The sequence below is a fragment of the Rhizobium sp. BK591 genome (assembly GCF_014195045.1).
GTDB lineage: Bacteria > Pseudomonadota > Alphaproteobacteria > Rhizobiales > Rhizobiaceae > Rhizobium > Rhizobium anhuiense.
On sequence record NZ_JACIAZ010000008.1, the window covers coordinates 318,934 to 337,546 of the forward strand.

Annotated in this window: 17 protein-coding genes; 9 read left to right on the plus strand and 8 right to left on the minus strand. The window is 61.7% G+C overall.

Going from position 1 to position 18,613, the window contains the following annotated elements; all coding sequences use genetic code 11:
* Positions 1 to 21: 21 nt before the first annotated feature.
* The 3 genes from FHX10_RS30170 (at position 22) to FHX10_RS30180 (ending at position 4,326) form a co-directional block, all read left to right on the plus strand.
* The gene (locus tag FHX10_RS30170) at positions 22 to 1,305 is read left to right on the plus strand and encodes an ABC transporter substrate-binding protein (RefSeq protein ID WP_029867882.1); all 1,284 of its coding nucleotides are present in this window, start codon (positions 22 to 24) and stop codon (positions 1,303 to 1,305) included.
* 205 nt (positions 1,306 to 1,510) lie between these two features.
* Positions 1,511 to 2,872 (plus strand): MFS transporter, encoded by a 1,362-nt coding sequence (locus FHX10_RS30175; protein ID WP_029867883.1) that lies wholly within the window; start codon positions 1,511 to 1,513, stop codon positions 2,870 to 2,872.
* A gap of 191 nt (positions 2,873 to 3,063) precedes the next feature.
* A complete protein-coding gene (locus FHX10_RS30180) occupies positions 3,064 to 4,326 on the plus strand; it encodes a DUF3422 domain-containing protein (RefSeq protein ID WP_029867884.1) in 1,263 nt (420 codons plus the stop codon).
* Positions 4,327 to 4,380: 54 nt separating this feature from the next.
* On the opposite strand, the gene FHX10_RS30185 is transcribed toward FHX10_RS30180, so the two are convergent.
* From FHX10_RS30185 to FHX10_RS30210, 6 genes are all read right to left on the minus strand, one after another.
* Complete coding sequence (locus FHX10_RS30185) at positions 4,381 to 6,525, minus strand: methyl-accepting chemotaxis protein (protein WP_029867885.1); 2,145 nt, start codon at positions 6,523 to 6,525, stop codon at positions 4,381 to 4,383.
* Positions 6,526 to 6,541: 16 nt separating this feature from the next.
* Entirely contained in the window at positions 6,542 to 7,471 is a 930-nt protein-coding gene (locus tag FHX10_RS30190) for a substrate-binding domain-containing protein (RefSeq protein ID WP_063473577.1), read from the minus strand.
* 199 nt (positions 7,472 to 7,670) lie between these two features.
* A complete protein-coding gene (locus FHX10_RS30195) occupies positions 7,671 to 8,555 on the minus strand; it encodes a carbohydrate ABC transporter permease (protein WP_029867887.1) in 885 nt (294 codons plus the stop codon).
* Positions 8,545 to 9,471 carry a carbohydrate ABC transporter permease gene (locus FHX10_RS30200; RefSeq protein ID WP_029867888.1) on the minus strand — a complete coding sequence of 309 codons (927 nt, stop codon included), beginning with the start codon at positions 9,469 to 9,471 and terminating at the stop codon, positions 8,545 to 8,547. Before FHX10_RS30200 ends, FHX10_RS30195 begins: the two co-directional genes overlap by 11 nt.
* 36 nt (positions 9,472 to 9,507) lie before the next feature.
* On the minus strand, positions 9,508 to 10,728 hold the full coding sequence (locus FHX10_RS30205; protein ID WP_029733076.1) for an ABC transporter substrate-binding protein: 1,221 nt from the start codon (positions 10,726 to 10,728) through the stop codon (positions 9,508 to 9,510).
* A gap of 50 nt (positions 10,729 to 10,778) precedes the next feature.
* Entirely contained in the window at positions 10,779 to 12,101 is a 1,323-nt protein-coding gene (locus tag FHX10_RS30210) for an alpha-L-fucosidase (RefSeq protein WP_063473550.1), read from the minus strand.
* Positions 12,102 to 12,307: 206 nt separating this feature from the next.
* On the opposite strand from FHX10_RS30210, the gene FHX10_RS30215 reads away from it, so the two are divergent.
* Complete coding sequence (locus FHX10_RS30215) at positions 12,308 to 13,315, plus strand: LacI family DNA-binding transcriptional regulator (protein ID WP_029733074.1); 1,008 nt, start codon at positions 12,308 to 12,310, stop codon at positions 13,313 to 13,315.
* A gap of 6 nt (positions 13,316 to 13,321) precedes the next feature.
* On the opposite strand, the gene FHX10_RS30220 is transcribed toward FHX10_RS30215, so the two are convergent.
* Positions 13,322 to 13,597, minus strand: a complete 276-nt coding sequence (locus FHX10_RS30220; protein ID WP_082849646.1) for a type II toxin-antitoxin system RelE/ParE family toxin — start codon at positions 13,595 to 13,597, stop codon at positions 13,322 to 13,324.
* Entirely contained in the window at positions 13,597 to 13,857 is a 261-nt protein-coding gene (locus tag FHX10_RS30225) for a CopG family ribbon-helix-helix protein (protein ID WP_047618843.1), read from the minus strand. Before FHX10_RS30225 ends, FHX10_RS30220 begins: the two co-directional genes overlap by 1 nt.
* A 290-nt stretch (positions 13,858 to 14,147) precedes the next feature.
* Between FHX10_RS30225 and FHX10_RS30230 the strand changes: the two genes are divergently transcribed.
* The 5 genes from FHX10_RS30230 to FHX10_RS30250 all read left to right on the plus strand — a co-directional run bounded on the left by FHX10_RS30230 (position 14,148) and on the right by FHX10_RS30250 (position 18,613).
* Complete coding sequence (locus tag FHX10_RS30230; RefSeq protein WP_049808181.1) at positions 14,148 to 14,876, plus strand: FadR/GntR family transcriptional regulator; 729 nt, start codon at positions 14,148 to 14,150, stop codon at positions 14,874 to 14,876.
* 123 nt (positions 14,877 to 14,999) lie between these two features.
* Complete coding sequence (locus FHX10_RS30235; RefSeq protein WP_029733070.1) at positions 15,000 to 15,578, plus strand: isochorismatase family protein; 579 nt, start codon at positions 15,000 to 15,002, stop codon at positions 15,576 to 15,578.
* Entirely contained in the window at positions 15,575 to 16,588 is a 1,014-nt protein-coding gene (locus tag FHX10_RS30240) for a GlxA family transcriptional regulator (RefSeq protein WP_029733069.1), read from the plus strand. The genes FHX10_RS30235 and FHX10_RS30240 overlap by 4 nt, the downstream gene beginning before the upstream one ends.
* Positions 16,589 to 16,684: 96 nt before the next feature.
* On the plus strand, positions 16,685 to 17,698 hold the full coding sequence (locus FHX10_RS30245; RefSeq protein ID WP_029733068.1) for an ABC transporter substrate-binding protein: 1,014 nt from the start codon (positions 16,685 to 16,687) through the stop codon (positions 17,696 to 17,698).
* 96 nt (positions 17,699 to 17,794) lie between these two features.
* Positions 17,795 to 18,613 carry an ABC transporter ATP-binding protein gene (locus tag FHX10_RS30250; RefSeq protein WP_029733067.1) on the plus strand — a complete coding sequence of 273 codons (819 nt, stop codon included), beginning with the start codon at positions 17,795 to 17,797 and terminating at the stop codon, positions 18,611 to 18,613.

Consider the following 18,613-nt stretch of genomic DNA (forward strand, 5'->3'; position numbering starts at 1 on the left):
TGTTTTCATGGGAGGATGAAAATGAAAACCTATCTCTCAGGAGCCCTCGCACTGGCGCTGGCTACCGTTTCTTTCGCATGGGCCGGCGCGGCCATGGCGGAAACCAAGACGATCACCTTTCTGTTTACCGACGACGACCAGGCTTACGTCGAGCGGATGGAAGCGCTGAGCAAGGAATTCGAGACGGCGCATCCCGACGTCAAGGTCAACTTCGTCTCGTCGGGCTATGATGCGGTCGCCAAGCAGCTGCCGGTGCAGCTCGCCGTCGGCGAAGGTCCTGACATCGCCAAGATCACCGACTGGCAGCTTGCGCCCTACTACCTCGACATGCGTCCCTACATGAAAGACCCGGACGGCTTTGCCAAGCTGCACGGCGACAGCCTGAACACGCTTCGCTTCCCCGGCGTCAACGATCCGAAGTCGATCAACGGCTATATCGCCTCGCAGACCTTCAACCTGCCCTTCGTCAACAAGACGCTCTTCGAACAGGCCGGCGAACCGCTTCCGAAGCCCACCGCCACGCTGAAGGACATCGTCGAAGCCTCGGCGCGCGTCGCCAAGGCGACCGGCGCCCAGATCCCCTTCACGATGGATCGCTCGGGCCATCGCTTCTCCGGCGCGGCATTCTCCTACGGATCGAACTACGTCAAGGACGGCAAGTTCTTCTTCCCCGACGATGCCGCCAAGCGTTATGTCACGGATCTCTACGGCTGGACGAAGGACGGCTCCTTCCCCAAGGAAATGTGGGGCGCTGCCGGCGGAACCCAGTACAAGAACATGGGCGACGAATTCGTCAACGGCAACGTCGTGACCTATCTCGCCGGCAACTGGATGGTCAATCCGTTCCAGAAGAAGATCGGCGACGCCTTCGATTGGACGGCGATCAGCGCCCCCTGCGGCGATGCCGGCTGCTATGCGATGCCGGGCGGCACCGCGATCGTCGGCTTCAAGCGCACCAAGTATCCGGAAGCCGTGGCGGCGTTCATCGAGTTCCTCGGCTCCGAAAAGGTCCAGCGTGAAATCGCCGAAAACTACGTCATCCTGACGGGCGCCGACATCAAGGACCCGCAATACAAGCTCGAGAGCAAGAATGCTAAGGACGCCATGGCCGTCTTCCTCGGAAGCCGCAATAGCGTGCCGCAGGCAGCCCGGGACCTGGAACGTCTCAAGGGATCCTCCGCCATCTATCAGCTGATCGTCCAGAGGATGAGCCAGTTGATCGTCGGCGAGCTTTCCCTCGACGAGACCTTCAAGGCCATGAGTGCCGACGTCGACAAGGTCAACGGGGCACTCGCCGCCAAGTAACCCGGTCACGCGTTGTCCCGCAAAATGCGCGCATGCAGCAGCCACGGCCTCGCAACAGGGCCGTGGCTTTTCATTTTCCCTACGGACACTTCGACCAGTTTCGAATTGTCGACGGCCTGAACCACGCTACGTCTGCCTTCAAAGTGTTGCAGCGTCCCTTGCGCGTCTGAAAAGACGCACGGCGCCGTACTGGAAAGGCAGCGTCATGCACTCAATCGAACAAGGCACCCAAGCTTACTCGCAGTTGAAGCCGGCCGCTCTCGCCATTCTTTGCCTCGGCGTGATAGTAGCGCAGGTCGATACATCGGTCGTCAATCTGGCGGTTCAGCCGATAGGGCTCGATCTCAGGGCCTCCGTCACCGAGCTGCAGTGGGTCGTCGACGCCTACAATCTCGTTTACGCCGCACTTCTCATCAGCGGCGGCCTGTTCGCCGATCTTTACGGCCGGCGCCTGATGTTCGTGATCGGCTGCGCTGTTTTTGCCCTGGCGAGCCTTGGCTGCGCTTTCGCCTCGACCATCGCGGTCCTCATTGCGGCGAGGGCCCTGACCGGCTTCGGCTCTGCCCTCCTCCTGCCCGCTTCTCTTTCGCTGATCCGGGTCATCTACCGGGATGAGAAGGTCCGTGCCCGGGCGCTCGGAATCTGGGCCGGCTGCAATGGAATGTCGCTGGCGATCGGTCCGAGCCTCGGCGGCCTCCTCATCCGTGATTTCGGCTGGCGATCCGTCTTCTTCGTCGTCATTCCCATCGCGCAGATCGCGGCGGCGGCAGCACGGTTTTTCGTTCCGGAAAGTGCCGATCGGCAAGGCCGGTCCTTCGACATGCCGGGGCAATTGCTGGGGATCGTATCTCTCACCGTGTTGACCCTCGCCGCAATCGAATCATCGCATCTGCCGCCCTTATGGATGGCACTCATGGCAATCGCCGGCGCGCTGCTTCTGCTGCTTTTCATCATCGTCGAGAAGCGCCTGGAGCAGAAGGCTCTGGTTCCGATCTCGATGTTTTCGGGCAGGCAGTTCCGCGGTGCCATGGCCGGAACGGCCGCAATGACTTTCGGCATGTACGGCACGCTTTTTCTTTTTCCGCTCGCCTCCCTCGGCCTCGGACGCCTGGCCTCGGTGGAGGTCGGACTGTCGCTGCTGCCGATGGCTCTCAGCTTCATCGCGATCTCACCCTTCTCCGGCTCGATTTCGGAACACCTTGGGAAGAACCGCACCATATCTGCTGGACTGGCGCTGATGGGTTTGGGCAACCTCCTGCTCGGCTCATCCTTTCTGGCCGACTGGCTCATCGCCGAAGAGATCGGATTGTTGCTGACCGGGATCGGGATGGGCATGGCGACGGGGCCTCTGACGGCGGTTGCGGTTTCGACCGTCACCGCCGATCGCGCCGGCACGGCAAGCGCCCTGATCAATGTTGCCCGCATGGTCGGGGCGACGATAGGCGTCGCTTTGCTCGGGGCGATCTTCGCCTTCCTGGGGGAGGCGGAAGCTGCCTTCATCGTCGCGATGACGGCGGGCGGCAGCGCGCAGCTGCTTGGAAGCTTTATCGCCTGGCGCTTGCTTTGAACGCGCGGCCGGATGTCGCGGTCATGCGCAGCCTCCGCATCCGCCGGCGAAGGTCTCGTGACACGAGCCCCGCGAGAGGCTATAGGCGTTGTCGGTCTGCGCCAGCCTGCGGGTCCGTTAATTCACAAGTGCCGGCAACCCGGTTACGTCCGGCGACCCAGCGACTGCCTACCGTATAGAGGTGCATTTCCATGCCGATGGGCTCCGAGCATCCGCTGCGAAGGGAACTTCACAACGAGCTGCACGCGCGGCCGTCGCTTTATTTCGACGGCGACACCGATGTCTGGCACGTCGCCATCGTCGGCGAGAATGCTCCTCCTTCAATCCCAGTCTCGCTGCCGGGGCTGGAAGATGTCTCCACGACTCGCGAGGGTAACCACGGCATCGGCCGTTTCGGCGACGGCCGGCTGAAGTGGGAGGCCCATACCGAGTTCCTGACGCTGACCTTCGTCGTTCCGGCATCGGCCGAACCCGGCAGCCAGCCGCCGGAAGCCTTTCAGGCCTGCTGCCGCCAGATCGACGGAAAGATCATTGCAGCCGTTCGGGTGCTGGTGCGGGACGAGAAGGACGGACAGCGTCCGGAAAAACCGAAACTCGACTATGTCGCCTCTCAGGTCGGCGGCGGCGATGCGGAAGTGCATTCGAACTTCCGGCTGACCGACAGCGGTTTCGTCGAATTCCTGTTCTTCAACCGCAACCTCAACGCCTATCGCACCGGCCGCATGGTCAGGCGTTTCCTGGAGATCGAGACATACCGGATGATGGCGCTGCTGGCATTGCCGATGGCGCGCGAGACGGTCTCGAAGCTCTCCGTCTTCGACCGGCGCCTCGACTTGCTGATCGCGCATATGCAGAGTGCTATCAAGGTCGACAAGGCGCTGCTTTCCGAGGTGACCAGGCTCTCGTCGGATGTTCTCAACTTCTCGGCGCTGGCCCGCCACCGCTTCGGAGCGACGAAAGCCTATGCCGAAATTGTCGCGAGCAGAGTGTCGGAGCTTCGCGAGACACGCGTCGAGCAGCGCCAGAGGCTCGGCACCTTCATCGACCGGCGCTTTCAACCGGCCGTCCGCTCGGTCGAAGCCGCCGAGCGCCGGCTCGACGAACTCGCCGAACGCGTGAGCCTGGCTGGAGACCTTCTCAGGACGACCGTGCAGGTCCAGCTCGAGGATCAGAACGCGTCGTTGCTGACGTCGATGGAAGAGCGGGCGCGCATCCAGGTGCATATCCAGCAGGCGGTCGAAGGCTTCTCCGTCATCGCCATCACTTATTATACCGTCGGGCTGGCGAAGATCTGCCTGGAAAGCATTTCCGAACTGGGTGTCGATCCGCATGTGGCGAAGCTCGCCGTACTCGGCGCCATCCCGCTCGTGCTCTTTGCCGTCTGGACGGCGGTCCGTCACGTTCGCAAGAGCATTGCCGGCGCACCGCACGGTCCGGCATCCGGGAACCACTGACGCGACCGCCGCCCTTTCGGGCGGCGGCGCTTACTTTCGTGCATCGATGGAAGGTCAGGATGCCAAGGCGTAGTGCCGATGCTCCGATGCCCGGCCGCTGCTTGTCCTGAAGCGCCGCAGCAATTCGGCAAGGCTTTCGGTTTCATGCGTCAGGCTCTGGGCGGCGGCCGTGGTCTCTTCAACCATCGCGGCGTTCTGCTGCGTCACCTTGTCCATCTGGTCGCCGGCGGCCGACACCTCCCGCAGGCTCGTCGCCTGCTCGCGGGCGGCAACGGCGATCTCGGCCACGGTCGCATTCATGGCGGTGACCTGCTCGACGATCTGTTCGAGCGACAGGCCGGATTCACCCACCAGCTGGACGCCTGTCTTGACCTGCGCCGAGGAAGTGGAGATCAACTGCTTGATCTCCCTTGCCGCGTTGGCGGAGCGCTGGGCGAGCTCGCGGACTTCCTGAGCGACGACGGCGAAGCCCTTGCCGGCCTCGCCGGCACGCGCCGCTTCCACGCCGGCGTTCAGCGCCAGCAGGTTGGTCTGGAAGGCGATCTCATCGATGACGCTGATGATGTTGCCGATCTTCGACGATGAATTTTGAATTTCCGTCATCGCGTCGATGGCGCGGGCAACGATCTCGCCGCCCTTTTCGGCATTGGTGCGGGCGGTTGCCACGACACCCTGGGCGCGGCTTGCGCCCTCCGCCGTTCCGTTGACGCCACGGGTCACGTCACCCAGCGCCGCCACCGTTTCTTCCAGGGACGCTGCCTGCTGCTCGGTGCGGCGGGCGAGATCGTTGGACGCCGTGGAGATTTCCGCAAGGCCGGACCGAATGGTGGCGACCGCGCGAATGACGGAATCCACCGCCTCTTCGAGGCTCGCAACCGAGTTGTTGAAATGATCCCGGATCCTGACGTAGCGATGATCGACTTCGCCGACGCGGACGGTGAGATCGCCCTTCGACAATGCGTCCAGCCCGACGGAGATCTGGCGGAAGGCATGTTCCATCACCTGCGCGTCGGAGAGCCGCTCGGCCTCCTGACGGAGCCGTTCCTCTTCGGCAGCGAGGCGCGCGCGTTCGGCATTGGCCTCGGCGATCAGCTTGGCGCGGCCTGTCTCCTGGAAGACCTTCAGCGACCGGGCCATGGCGCCCAATTCGTGGCGATGCTCGACGCCGGTGATGACGATCCCTTCCTCGCCGCGGGCAAGCTGTTCCATCGACTGAGCCATGTTGCGCACCGCCGAGGAAATCAGCCGGCCGACGAAATAGGAAAGCACCAGGCCGATGACGATCAGGAGACCGCTGATAACCAGCGTCGTGCTGGTCGCGGAGGCAACCGTTGCATCGACCGAACCGTCGAGGTTCTTCTGCGCGCCGGTCACTGCCGCCTGCAGGTTCTTGAACTCGCCTGATATCTTCGGCGCCAGCACGTTCAGCTGCGTCTGGCGGATATTGCCGGCAGCCTGCAGCACCTCCTTCATGTCGCCGAGACGGGCGGTGTAGTTCTGCATGAGCTGGCCGGCGCCCATCAGGCGCTTCTTCTGCAGCTCGTTCTTTGCAGCCTTGGCGGCGGCATCGTTGAGCGCCACGGCTTCGGCGAGTGCTGCCTGCGCCGTATCATAGGCGGCGAAATCATCGGAATGCACGAAGCGTTCGGAGAAATAGAGGCTGCGGTTCAGGGCCTCCAGCGTCGCCGCCGTCATCTGCAGCAGGGCCACGTCGTTCTGGCGCCAGGCGCTGCGCACGACGTCGTTGAGCGCGATGCTGGTCCAGGGGCCGAATTCGGTGACCTTGGAGATCAGCATGTCGCGTCGGGCCTGGAGGGAAACAATTTGTTCGAAAGCCTTGCCATAGGCGGTGATCTCCTGACGGATCGCCGCAAGGCCGGACTGCAGCTCCTTGTTGCCGGCAAAACGCGGATCATCCGCCTCGAAGGCCTTCACGCCGGCGCGAAAGCTGTCGACCACGGCTTGTGTCGGCGTCGAGCGGAACGCTTCCGCCGACATCTGAATTTCGTTCAGCTGCTCGCTGTAGTCCGAGATGGCGAGACTTTGACCGGCCGTGACGCGATAGGATGCGAAGATCGCGGCGAGGCCGTTCATGCCCGAGATGGCGCTGACCGTGAGCAGGCTCATCAACAGGATCAGCGGCACGAAGCCGGAGGTGATCTGCGCGCGAATGCCGAATTTATTCCAGAAATGCAACATGATAGTCCTCTTATGCTTACTGGCTCTTCGGCAGATAGGCGGCAATGTTTTCAGGTGTGACGAGTTCGAAGGGAACGTTGTTTTCGCGCGGCACCTTCTCTTTGTTGATCAGTTTCACGGCGGCGTCGACAGCGGCAGCGCCCTGCCCGACGGCGCTCTGGAGAATGGTGACGTCGAGATCGCCGGCCACCATCGCGGCGAGCGCGTCGTCGGTCGCGTCGACGCCGCCGACGACGACGTCCTTCATCGGGATATTGGCCCTCTTCATGGCGCGGATCGCACCAAGCGCCATCTCGTCATTATTGGCGATAACCGCATCGAACTTGACGCCGGCCGCCAGCCATTCCTGCATCTGCTGATCGGCATAATCGCGTGACCAATAGGCCGCCTGCCGCTCGACGATCTCGAGGCCTTTGCATTCCGGCGTCGCAATGACATCGGTGATGTCCTGGGTGCGGGTGCGGGCAGCCACATGGAAGACCTCCCCCATCAGCACGACGACGCGGCCCTTGCCCTTGAGGAGAGAGCATACCTGCTTCGTCTCGAGCGTACCGGAGTCTTTCTCATCGGAGGCGACGACGACCTGATTGTCCGGCAAGTCCAAAAGATTGGAGGGCGTCGTGTTGATGTAGATCAGCGGAATGCCGGCATCCGCTGCGATCTTGGTCATTTGCGGCCCGAGATCGCCATCAGACAGCATCATGATAATGGCATCGACCTTGTCGGCGACGAACTGCTGAACCTGCTTCTTCTGCAGTTCGTTGTCGCCCTTGGCATTCGCGGTGACGAGCTTGAGGCCTGATATCGTCTTCCCGTGCGAGACGACGCCGTTCAGAAGCATCTCTCTGAATTTGTCGAGATTGGTCATCGAAACCGCGATCGTCTGCGCATTGGCAACAGAGACCGATATCGCCAGAGCGATGGATGCAAGCGTGGCCGTTTTCATGAATTCCCCTGCGCAATTCGGATACAACTGCGTTATTTCAAATTTTGGTTAAATTTTACTTTTCGACCGGAAACAAACGTTAAGCAGGGGATATGATCTTGCAACGCGAGCAGCGCGTTCTTCGGCGGCAATCGGCCGGACTTCAAGGACATCGCATCGAACTTGACGCAATGCGCTTAAGTCCTTGTACTTATAGACATCAGCGCCCACCGAAGCCGGAGCCGACGCTGATGCCTTTGTAGATCACCCTCTGCAGCACGATGGCGAGCACGACGCCCGGCAGCATGGAGATCGTCGCACCCGCCATGATGTAGTTCCAGGCGGTGCCCTGCTGCGTCTGAAACAGGGTGAGGCCGAGTGGCAGCGTGGCTTTTTCGAGGCCGCTGGTGGCGATCAGCGGCCAGAGAAAACTCTTCCACTGCGCGATGAAGGTGAAGAGCGCCAGGAGACCGATGGCCGGCATGGCAAGCGGAACGATGATCCTGACCAGGATGCGCAGGCGCGAGGCCCCGTCCATCATCGCCGCCTCGTCGAGATCCTTGGGAATGCCGAGGATGAACTGGCGCAGCAGGAAGGTGCCGAAGGACGAGAAGGCGACCGGCAGGATCATGCCGTGATAGGTGTTGATCCAGCCGAGCTTGCTGACGAGAAGGAAGAGCGGGATGACCAGCATCACCTGGGGGATCATCAGCGTGCTGAGAAAGGTCAGCAGCAGTCCTTCGCGGCCCGGAAACCGCAGCCGTGCGAACGCATAGGCGGAAAGGCAGGATACCGCGATCACGATCGCGGTGACGCCGCAGGCGACGATGAAGGAATTCAACAGGAACGTGCCGAACGGCAGCGACACCAAAGCCTCGACGAAGGTGCCCCAATGATATTCCTCGGGGAGAATGCGGACCGGCACGGCCATGACCTCGGCATTCGAGCGCACCGCGTTCGACACCATCCAGAAGAAGGGAAAGAGGAACAGCAGCGCGACCAGCGAAAGCCCCGCATAGCTCAGGAAGGTGCCGATCCCACGCAAGATGCGGCGGCGATCCGCAGAGACGGAATGTGGGTGCCGTGAGCTCGGATCAATCGTCATAATGCACCCATTTGCGCTGCATGTGGAACTGCAGGATGGTGAGCGCCATGATCATGACGAACATCACCCAGGCAAGAGCTGAGGCATAGCCCATCTGGAAATTGGCGAAGCCCTTCTGGTAGATGGCGAAGCCGAGTGTCGACGTCGCCGAGCCGGGGCCGCCGCGCGTCATCGCAAAGATCTCGTCGAAGACCTGCAGCGAGGTGATCGCCGTCATGACAGTGGCAAAGAAGATGGTCGGCGAGATGAGCGGCAGGCGAATGCGCCAGAAGCGCTGCCAGGCATTGGCTCCGTCGATCGTCGCCGCCTCGAGATAATGCTTCGGCACCAGATCGAGCGCAGCGTTGAACATCACGACGTTGTAGCCGACATTGGCCCAGAGCGTGACGATCACGACCGCCTGCATCGCCCAGCTCGAACTCAGCAGGAAATTCGGCAGGCCGAGGCCGAGCGCGCGGATGACGCTGTCGGCGAGCCCGTCCGGCGTGAAGATCAGCAGCCACACCACCGAGGCGGCAATGGTAGGGGTGAAGGTCGGCAGGAAGAAGATCACCCGGAAGATCGCCTTGCCGTGTTTCAGGCTGGATATCCACACCGCCAGCGTCAGCGAGACGATGATATTCACGGCCAGATACTCGACGGCGAAGAACAGCGTGTTGTTCAATATCGTGTAGAAGGCCGGATCGACGGTGAACAGCTTGATATAATTCTGAAAGCCGACGAAGGACGGCGTCGAAAGCAGCTGCCAGTTGGTGAAGGAGAGCGCCAGCGACGCCAGGATCGGCAGGGCCATGAAGATCATGAAGCCGAGGAAACTCGGCAGCAGGAACAGCATGGCCGTCTGCGTCTCAGGCTTCAGAAAGCGCCGTGGCTGACCGGGCTGCAACGGAATTTCGGCGACGGCGCTTTGCGACATGTCTTCCTCCATGCGCGGCAATCCTGCCGCGCCATCCTATTGCTGCGCGAGGCTCTGGATCGACTCCATCGTCTGCTTGGCATCGGCGCTGCCGGCGAAAGCCGGTGGGAAATACTGGTTGAAGAGGTTTTCCACCGCCGCCCAATTGTTGGTGATCACATAGGGCACCGAATGCGCCAGGGAATAATCGAGCGCCTCGCCGCCATTGGTGATGTCCTTGGCCGCCACCTTATACCAGGAGGATTGCGAGGCCGTGCGCGCCGGCAGCGCGCGCCCCTGTTCGGCGAGATATTGCAGCGCCTCGGGACTGGTCAGCACCTGGATCGCCTTCCACGCCGCATCCTTGTTTTTGCTTGTCGTGGCAATGCCGAAACCGGAGCCCGCGGTCACGGCTGAAAGTTCGCCTTCGGCGCGCGGCAAGGTGGTGAGGCCGATCTTGAACTTCGCCTGGTCCTTCATGCCGATAATCGACCAGGGGCCATCGATATACATGGCGACGTTGCCCGAATTGAACCGGCCCTGAACGACCGTGCCGACATCGGCGCTCGGCGGCACCAGCGGCGCGATCTTATCCTTGGCGGCAAAGCCGATCAGCCTGTCGGCAGCGGCAACGGCGCCAGGATTGGTCAGGTCGAGCTCTCCGGCGTTGTTGACATATTTATCGCCCCAGGCCGAGGCCAGGACCGAATAGTTGACCGGGGTGATGCCGAAGCCGTACTTGCCGTCTTTCGTCAATTTCTTGGCGGTATCGGTAAACTCGGCCAGCGTCCAGCCCGGCTTCGGCAAGGGAATGCCGGCGGCTTCGAGCGCATCCTGGTTATAGTAGATGACCCACGGACCGACATCATAGGGCAGACCGTAAAGCTGCTTGTCGACCGACATCCCGCCGATGATCGAGGGGGTAAAGGCTCCGACGTCGAACTTGTCGGCCGCGATTCGGTCATTCAGCGGCTCGAGCAGCGAATAGAAATTCGGCATGCGCAACGACTGCATGGAAACGATGTCGGCGAGCTGGCCGGACGCTGCCAACACCGGCAGCCGCGTCCAGTAATCGACCCAGCCCGTCGTCGTCAGCGTCACCTTGATATCGGGATATTTGGCCGTCACCATGTCGGCCAGGTGCTGCCAGCCCTTGGTGTCGGCTTCGGAGCCGGTCCACATCTGCCAGGTCAGGTTGACCTGTTCGGCCGATGCGGCTGTGGCAAAAAGACTGCTGCCGATTGCGGCAAGCAAAAGCGTTTTCTTCAGAACCTTCATGGGTTTCTCCTCCCTCCATGAACGCAAAGGACACGCGAGTGCGATCGAGCTCACGCCTTCAGGATGATCTCGATCACCGGCACGGTAACGTCCGGGCGCCGGACCGGCAGTTCGAGTGTGATCATGCCTTCCGGCACCATCACGCCGATATTGGAATCCACATCCTTGGTGTGGCTCAGCCAGCGCACTTCGCTGGCGTCGTGCAGGAATTGCGCATAGGCGATCCTGTCGGCGAGGCCTTCGATGTGGATGTGGCGATAAGGCCAATTATAGACATGCAGGTAGAGGCGGTTGCCGCGCTGGGTATAGCGGCAGCCGGCCGGCACCGGATAGTCGGATGGCCCGGCCCCATAAATGGAGCGTGCGTTGACCTCAATCCAGTTCTGGTAGATTTCGAGCGCGCCGATGGCGCGCGCATCGAGCGTGCCGCGGCCGGTCGGGCCGACATTCATCAGGAGGTTGCCGCCGAGCGCGACGGAATCGATGAGCAATTGGATGATCTGTTCCGGGCTTTTCCAGCTATCCTCGTCGCGGTGATAGCCCCAGGAGCCGCTGAAGGTGTGGCAGGCTTCCCAGAGCACCCCCTGGCTGGCGATAGCGGGCGCCACGCGCGGCGTATATTGCTCCGGCGTCGTCACGTCGGGCAGATTGCCGGGCGGCAGATCGAGCCGGTTGTTGACGATGATGCCGGGCTGCAATTCACGCACCAGTGCGAGCAGGCGCTCGCTCTCCCAATCGGCACGCCCCTTGCCGGGCAGGCCGCGATATTCGCGCTGGGGATAGCTGAAATCGAACCAGATGATGTCGATGCGGCCGAAACCGGTCAGAAGTTCGCGCACCTGTTCGCGCATATAGGCGGCATAGTTGGCCATATCGCGGCCAGCATTCAGCGCCTCGGCCTGCGGATGGTTGCGCAAGGGATGGTGGACATCGATCGGAAAGTCCGGATGGTGCCAGTCGAGCAGCGAATAATAGAAGCCGATCTTCAGTCCTTCGGCGCGAAAGGCTTCGACCAGCGGCGTCAGCAAATCTTTGCCGCAGGGCGTGTTCGTCGCCTTGTAACCCGTCACCTTGCTGTCCCAGAGGCAGAAACCCTCGTGATGCTTGGTCGTCACCACGACATATTTCATGCCGGCAAGACGTGCCCGGCGGGCCCATTCCTTGGGATCGTAGAGATCAGGATCGAAATTTTCGAAATAGCGCTGGTAGTGGTCGTCGGTCAGCTCTTCGCGGTTCTTCAACCATTCATGCCGGGCTCCCAAGGCATAGAGGCCCCAATGGATGAACATGCCAAGGCGGTCGTGGCTGAACCAGGCGTGCTTGCCCGCTCCTTCCGATGCCGGATTTTCCGACAGGCGTTCCGAATTCGTCACAGGTTTCTCCTCCCTGCTTTCCGGCTCAATATCATATCGAACCGGTTCGGTGAGTAACAATCTTACTTGATCCAGCACCTGTCAAGCCAAATTCGCGGTCGCAGTTTTAGAAATGCAAGCCCTGCGGAATAACCAGTTTGAGGCATGGATGTTGCGCCGATCAATAAAATCGGACATAACAATGCATTAGAACCGGTTCGACAGACATGACCACGATACGAGACGTAGCGCGCATTGCGGGGGTTTCCATCTCGACCGTCTCGCTCGCGCTCAACAGCCCGAAGCGGGTCGGCGCCGAGACGCTCGACCGCATCCAGCAGGCGATAAATTCGACGGGCTACCGCATCGACCCGGTGGCCCAGACGCTGGCGCGCGGACGCAGCTCGCTGATCGGTTTCGTTTCGGCCAATCTCGGCAACATGTTCTTCGGCGACATCCGCCGCGAGATCGAGCACCAGGCGCTCGATCACGGCTATTTCGTCCTGATCGCCGACTCCTCCGGCAGGGCCGACCTCGAGCGGGCACTGCTGGAGCGGCTGGAGGCGCAGAAGATCGCCGGCATTGCGCTGGCGGCAAACGGGCGCGGCGAGGAATACGCCACGTTCCTGCGCGACTTCAAGACGCCGATCGTGATGTTCGACCAGAAGGTGGAGGGTGCAGAGCGCGATTTCGTCGGCTCCGACAATCCGCTGACCACCACCATCCTGACGGAACATCTGCTGCAACTCGGCCACCGGCGTATCGGCTTCATCTCCGGGCCTTCCGGTCTGCACACCGCCGACGAGCGCCTGAAAGGCTTTCTGAACACGATGACCGGCGCCGGTGTGGAGATCGACCCTTCGCTGGTGGTCGAAGGCGGCTACACCAGGACCGGCGGCCATGCGCAGGCGATGCGGCTGCTGACGCGCCGCGACCGGCCGACCGCCATCATCGGCGCCAACAACATGACGGGCCTGGCCGCACTGCAGGTGATGCAGGAGATGGGTTTCCGCTGCCCTGACGACGTGTCGCTGGCGATGGTCGACGACGTGCCATGGAGCAACGTCATCACGCCGCGCATCACCATGGTGGTGCAGGATGCGCAGAAGCTCGGGGAATTGGCGGCACAACGTCTGCTGACAAGAATAGCAAGCCCGGAGGGCGCCGCCGCGCCGCCTGAGGATTTCATCCTGACGCCGAGATTCGTGCGCGGGGAATCGACCAGGCGGCTGTGAGCGCTTCTACCGATCTTCCCGCGTATGCCAAAGCCGCAATACATAGATTGTCGACTGCTGGATTTCGTAGCGGAGCTCGTAACGGCCGACGAGAATGCGGCGAACCTCTCGAGGATCAAACTCCTCGAGTCGCTCGCCGAGACGTGGCTGCTCAAGCAGCCGCGCAGGGGCTGCCGTCAGCGCCTGTACGGTTCGGGCCGCAGCCCGCCGGTCGACCGGAGAGAGAAAGTCGTATAAGCGGGTAACATCCGAAACCGCTTTGTTCGTCCATTTGACTTCCATCACCGGGGCAACGAAATCGGCTCGTCACTGTCAAGACTATCAGCCCAGGCCTGAACAGCCTGGTGATCGACAACGTTTCCACTATCCACGTCGGCCAACGCCTCAAGCGTCAAACGCCGACGCTCCTCTTCCTGGTCGATCCATGCAGTCAGTGCCTGCTTGACGATCCAGCCGCGCGAGCGTTCGAGCCGCGATGCAAGTTGATCGACCTTCTGCGCAAGCGGCAGTGGAACATGGGCAGTCAGAACTTTGGTCTCCATCGAAAACTCCTTGTCAATCACTTATAATCATAGCGATTAATTCTGATTATATCCAGTCACCTATATCTCAGAAAAGCTCGAAACATGTCGGCGGACTGACGGAATGCCGAGAGTTTGCGATAAAACACAGCGGCTGATCTCCGAGTAAAAACCGCCAAGGAACAAGCCCGACTGCCGCGGCCATTGAAAGAGTGCGAAATTTGTCATACATGTGTGATGAATCATGAGTTTCGCAGTGCCGCGCGTTTGGACGGCATTCGGATCAAGCCGATGCGGGGGCAGGCGTGGCTATGCAGATGAAGGATCGCAGCAAAGGCTCCGGGTCGCTGGTCTCACAGGTCGGCGAAAGCCTTCGGCAAGCCATATTGAGCGGCCAGTATTCTGCCGGCGACAAGCTTCCGAGCGAGCATGAACTGACCGAAACGCACAGCGTCAGCCGGACCGTCGTGCGCGAGGCGGTGGCCGCGCTTCGCTCCGACGGGCTTGTCGAGGTGCGCCAGGGGGCAGGCATCTTCGTCCTCGGCGCCGATCCGGCTGTCTCCGCTGGGAAAGCCGACAAGGCCCGCGTTGTTTCCGATCTGGAAGTGCTCGAGATCAGAACGCCTGTCGAAATCGAAGCTGCCGGTCTTGCGGCCTTGCGCCGCTCGCCCGCGCAGGAGGAGGCGATTTTCGAATGCCACCGGAAAATTCTCCAGTGCATCGAGAGCGACCAATCCATTCGCGAGGCCGATCTCGAACTCCATGCCGCCATCGCCGAAGCTACGAACAATCCGCTGTTCCGGCAGTTCCTGGAGTCCCAGGGCTCGGCGATCATCCCGCAGTCCAGGCTGGTCCCGGAAACAAGGACAGCCGAACAGACTGCTTACCGAAGGCTGATCCATAGGGAGCACGAGGCGATCGTCGTCGCCATTTCCGACAGGGACGATCAGGCCGCCCGAAATGCGATGCGCGAGCATCTGGTCGGCAGCCAGGCAAGGTACCGCAACCTGCTGAGGGATCTGCGAAGCTTTACCAGCTGATAGTCGGCCCAGGAACTGTCTGAAAGCGCCCGTAGCGATTGGCGCGAATTGTCCGCTATTTGTCCGGCGCGCGCATTTTCCCGTGCCATCAAATTGCCGAATATGGCTTCATGATCAACCGCCATGGAGCAAAAAATGTCCGGCCATGATACTGTCCTTCTCGTTATCGACGCCCAAGAGTCTTTCAGACAACGCGATTACTGGGATGAAAACCTGGCATCCGCCTACATCGATCGTCAGCAGGCGTTGATCGACGGCGCGGAAGCCGACGGAATACCCGTCATCCAGATCTTCCATGTCGATGAAAACGCGCCGTTTTCGGAGGCATCCGGGTTCGTCAGGACACTCGCACCGCTCAGGATCGCGCCGAAGGCTACATTCAGGAAAAACCGCCATAGCGCCCTGGTCGGTTCGGGTCTCGACGTGTGGCTGACCGAGAACGGCGTCCGTCGTCTCCTCGTCTCCGGCATCCGCACCGAACAGTGCTGCGAGACCACCACCCGCCACGCCTCCGATCTCGGCTATCAAGTCGACTATGTCGGCGAAGCGACCCTGACCTTCCCGATGACCGACGCCACAGGGCGCACCTGGAGTGCGAGAGAAATCCGGGACCGGACCGAACTGGTCCTGTCAGGCCGTTTCGCTCGGATCGCGACCGTCGAACAGGCCCTGGCGGGGCGTGAAAAGCCACTCGCCGCATGACAGACGCCGTGCAGCCCTTCGATATTCCGGTCTTCGTCGTCGTGCCGCCGCGCGTGCTGCTGCTCGACGTGGCCGGTCCGATCGAAGTGCTGCGCAAGGCAAACCTCGAACAGCCCACAGTGCGCTTCACCGTCACCTATATCGGCCCGTCGGCGACGGTCGGCAGCTCGATCGGCCTTGCCGTTACGGGCGTCGCAGCATTGCCGGAATGCTTGCCCGATAGCGCGCTTGTCGTCATTGCCGGCAGCACCGACGTTCCGATGGAAAGCAGCCATCGGCGGGACGAACAGGAACGCGCCGACCAGGCTGCCATTGTCGCATGGCTGCAGCGCGCCATTCGTCCAGGAATTCGACTGGTCTCGATCTGCTCGGGCGCATTGCTCGCTGCCGAGGCCGGAATGCTCGACGGCCGCGAGTGCACCACCCATCACGGCTGCATGGAAGATCTGATCCGGCTCGCGCCGACGGCGCGCGTCCGGGACAACCGGCTCTATGTCGAGGATGGAGACCGCCTCACCAGCGCCGGCATCACCGCCGGCATAGACCTCATGTTGCATATCGTCGCCGAAGCGGCGGGACATGCCTGTGCGCTTGCGGTGGCGCGATACCTTGTCGTCTATCTCAGGCGCGGCGGCTCGGATCCGCAACTTTCGCCCTGGCTCGAAGGTCGCAACCATATCCACCCGGTCATTCATCGTGCGCAGGATGCAGTGGTCGCCGACCCCTCTCGGGACTGGTCGGTGGCATTGCTCGCCCGCCTCAGCGGCGCCAGCCCGCGCAACCTTTCACGGCTGTTCAACGAGCAGACGGGCATGAGCGTTACGGATTTCGTCAACCGTATGCGCGTGGCTCTTGCCCGCGAGATGCTCGCCGGTTCGCGACTGGACATGGAGGCCGTCGCCATGCGCGCCGGCTTCGGCTCGGCGCGGCAGCTGCGCCGAGCCTGGAATCGTCTGAATGATGGCCCGCCGAGCACGGCACGGTCGCGGCTGCAGCTGAAAGCTAGTTGAAAGCTTCGACGTCATAGGAAGGGGCAGCATCGTGGAGGAGACACGGGTCAAGGGTGGCGAGACGACGATGCGAGCAAACCACAGGAGGAGATTTCCATGCGTTCTTCACGCAGCCTTTTTCACACCGTCGCCTTTTCGACGCTTCTCGCCGCAGCATCTTTCGCTACGAGTGCCGCAAACGCAGCCGACAAGATCACCATCATGGTCGGCGGTTATGAGAAGCAGATCTATCTGCCCGCCAAACTTGCCGAATCGCTCGGTTATTTCAAGGACGAGGGTCTCGACGTCGAGCTCTTGAACGAAGCCGCCGGCGTCGATGCTGAAAACCAGCTTCTGGCCGGCGCCGTCCAGGGCGTGGTCGGCTTCTACGACCACTGTGTGGACCTGCAGGCCAAAGGCAAATTCGTCGAATCCATCGTCCAGTTCAGCCAGGCGCCGGGCGAAGTCGAGATGGTCTCGAGCAAACATCCCGACATCAAGTCGCCGGCCGACTTCAAGGGCAAGAGCCTCGGCGTCACCGGTCTCGGCTCGTCCACCAACTTCCTGACCCTCTTCATGGCCTCGAAGGCCGGCCTGAAGCCCGGCGACGTCGTGACGGTTCCAGTCGGCGCCGGCGGCACCTTCATCGCCGCCATGCAACAGGACCAGATCCAGGCCGGCATGACCACCGAGCCGACGATTTCGCGCATGGTCAAAACAGGCGAAGCGAGTGTGCTCGTCGACATGCGCACGGTCGAGTCGACCCGTCAGGCGCTCGGCGGCACCTATCCGGCCGCCTCGCTCTACATGGAGGCCTCCTGGGTCGACGCGCACAAGGAAGAGGCACAGAAGCTCGCCAACGCCTTCGTCAAGACGCTGCGCTATATCAACACGCATTCCGCCGCCGAGATCGCCGACAAGATGCCGAAGGACTTCTACGTCGGCGACAAGGACGGCTACATCAAGGCTCTCGACGAGGGCAAGGGCATGTTCACGCCCGATGGCGTCATGCCGGAAGACGGTCCGAAAACCGTGCTTGCCGTGCTCTCGGAGTTCTCCAAGAACGTCAAGGGCAAGCAGATCGACTTGTCCAAGACCTACACGACGGAATTCGTCAAGAACGTCAAGTAGGGCGTCACGCCGCTTCCGGCACCAACCGGAAGCGGCCAACCGATCGATCCATGGGCATTGCGTGCACGCGCCCAAAGGCACGCTTCAGGTATCATCATGCAACATGACAACAACCAGATTCCGGCGATCGAGCTGATCAATGTCAGCCGCCGCTTCGTCTCGCCGACCGGCAAGTCCCTTACCGCCTTGCGCGATTTCAACATGACCGTCGCCCGCGGAGAGTTTGTCGCCGTCGTCGGCCCCACCGGCTGCGGTAAATCGACGACCCTCAACCTCGTGACGGGTCTTGCACGCCCGAGCGCCGGCGAAGTCCGGCTGATGGGCGGCCCGATCACCGGCATCGACCCGCGTGTCGGCTTCGCATTCCAGACCGACGCGCTCTTTCCCTGGAAAAACGTCATCGACAACGTCATGGCCGGCCCGCTGTTTCGCGGCAAGTCGCGCACTGAAGCGGAAAAGAGCGCACGCGACTGGCTGGCCCGCGTCGGCCTTTCGAAGTTTGTCCATCACTATCCCCACCAGCTTTCCGGCGGCATGCGCAAGCGCGTCTCGCTGGCACAGACCTTCATCAACGAGCCGGAAATTCTGCTGATGGACGAGCCTTTCTCGGCCCTCGACGTCCAGACCCGCACCGTCATGCATGAAGAGCTGTTGAAGCTGTGGGCGGAGCGAAAGGCCTCGGTGGTGTTCGTGACCCATGATCTCGAAGAGGCTGTCGCGCTCGCCGACAAGGTCTATGTCCTGACCGCCGGCCCCGCGACGGTCAAGTCGGTCTATACGATCGATCTGCCGCGCCCGCGCGTCGTGTCGGAAATCCGCTACGAGCAGAGCTTCATCGACTATTGCAAGACGATCTGGGAAGACCTCCGCGAGGAGGTGGAGACCAGCTACCGGCGCGCGAGCGAAGCGGCCTGA

Coding starts and splice junctions, on each gene's coding strand:
- FHX10_RS30220 (WP_082849646.1), bottom strand. CDS start 13,597: ATGGAAGTCAAATGGACGAACAAAGCGGTTTCGGATGTTACCCGCTTA.
- FHX10_RS30195 (WP_029867887.1), bottom strand. CDS start 8,555: ATGACGATTGATCCGAGCTCACGGCACCCACATTCCGTCTCTGCGGAT.
- FHX10_RS30185 (WP_029867885.1), bottom strand. CDS start 6,525: ATGTTGCATTTCTGGAATAAATTCGGCATTCGCGCGCAGATCACCTCC.
- FHX10_RS30180 (WP_029867884.1), top strand. CDS start 3,064: ATGCCGATGGGCTCCGAGCATCCGCTGCGAAGGGAACTTCACAACGAG.
- FHX10_RS30245 (WP_029733068.1), top strand. CDS start 16,685: ATGCGTTCTTCACGCAGCCTTTTTCACACCGTCGCCTTTTCGACGCTT.
- FHX10_RS30230 (WP_049808181.1), top strand. CDS start 14,148: ATGCAGATGAAGGATCGCAGCAAAGGCTCCGGGTCGCTGGTCTCACAG.
- FHX10_RS30170 (WP_029867882.1), top strand. CDS start 22: ATGAAAACCTATCTCTCAGGAGCCCTCGCACTGGCGCTGGCTACCGTT.
- FHX10_RS30225 (WP_047618843.1), bottom strand. CDS start 13,857: ATGGAGACCAAAGTTCTGACTGCCCATGTTCCACTGCCGCTTGCGCAG.
- FHX10_RS30250 (WP_029733067.1), top strand. CDS start 17,795: ATGCAACATGACAACAACCAGATTCCGGCGATCGAGCTGATCAATGTC.
- FHX10_RS30235 (WP_029733070.1), top strand. CDS start 15,000: ATGGAGCAAAAAATGTCCGGCCATGATACTGTCCTTCTCGTTATCGAC.
- FHX10_RS30190 (WP_063473577.1), bottom strand. CDS start 7,471: ATGAAAACGGCCACGCTTGCATCCATCGCTCTGGCGATATCGGTCTCT.
- FHX10_RS30175 (WP_029867883.1), top strand. CDS start 1,511: ATGCACTCAATCGAACAAGGCACCCAAGCTTACTCGCAGTTGAAGCCG.
- FHX10_RS30205 (WP_029733076.1), bottom strand. CDS start 10,728: ATGAAGGTTCTGAAGAAAACGCTTTTGCTTGCCGCAATCGGCAGCAGT.
- FHX10_RS30240 (WP_029733069.1), top strand. CDS start 15,575: ATGACAGACGCCGTGCAGCCCTTCGATATTCCGGTCTTCGTCGTCGTG.
- FHX10_RS30200 (WP_029867888.1), bottom strand. CDS start 9,471: ATGTCGCAAAGCGCCGTCGCCGAAATTCCGTTGCAGCCCGGTCAGCCA.
- FHX10_RS30215 (WP_029733074.1), top strand. CDS start 12,308: ATGACCACGATACGAGACGTAGCGCGCATTGCGGGGGTTTCCATCTCG.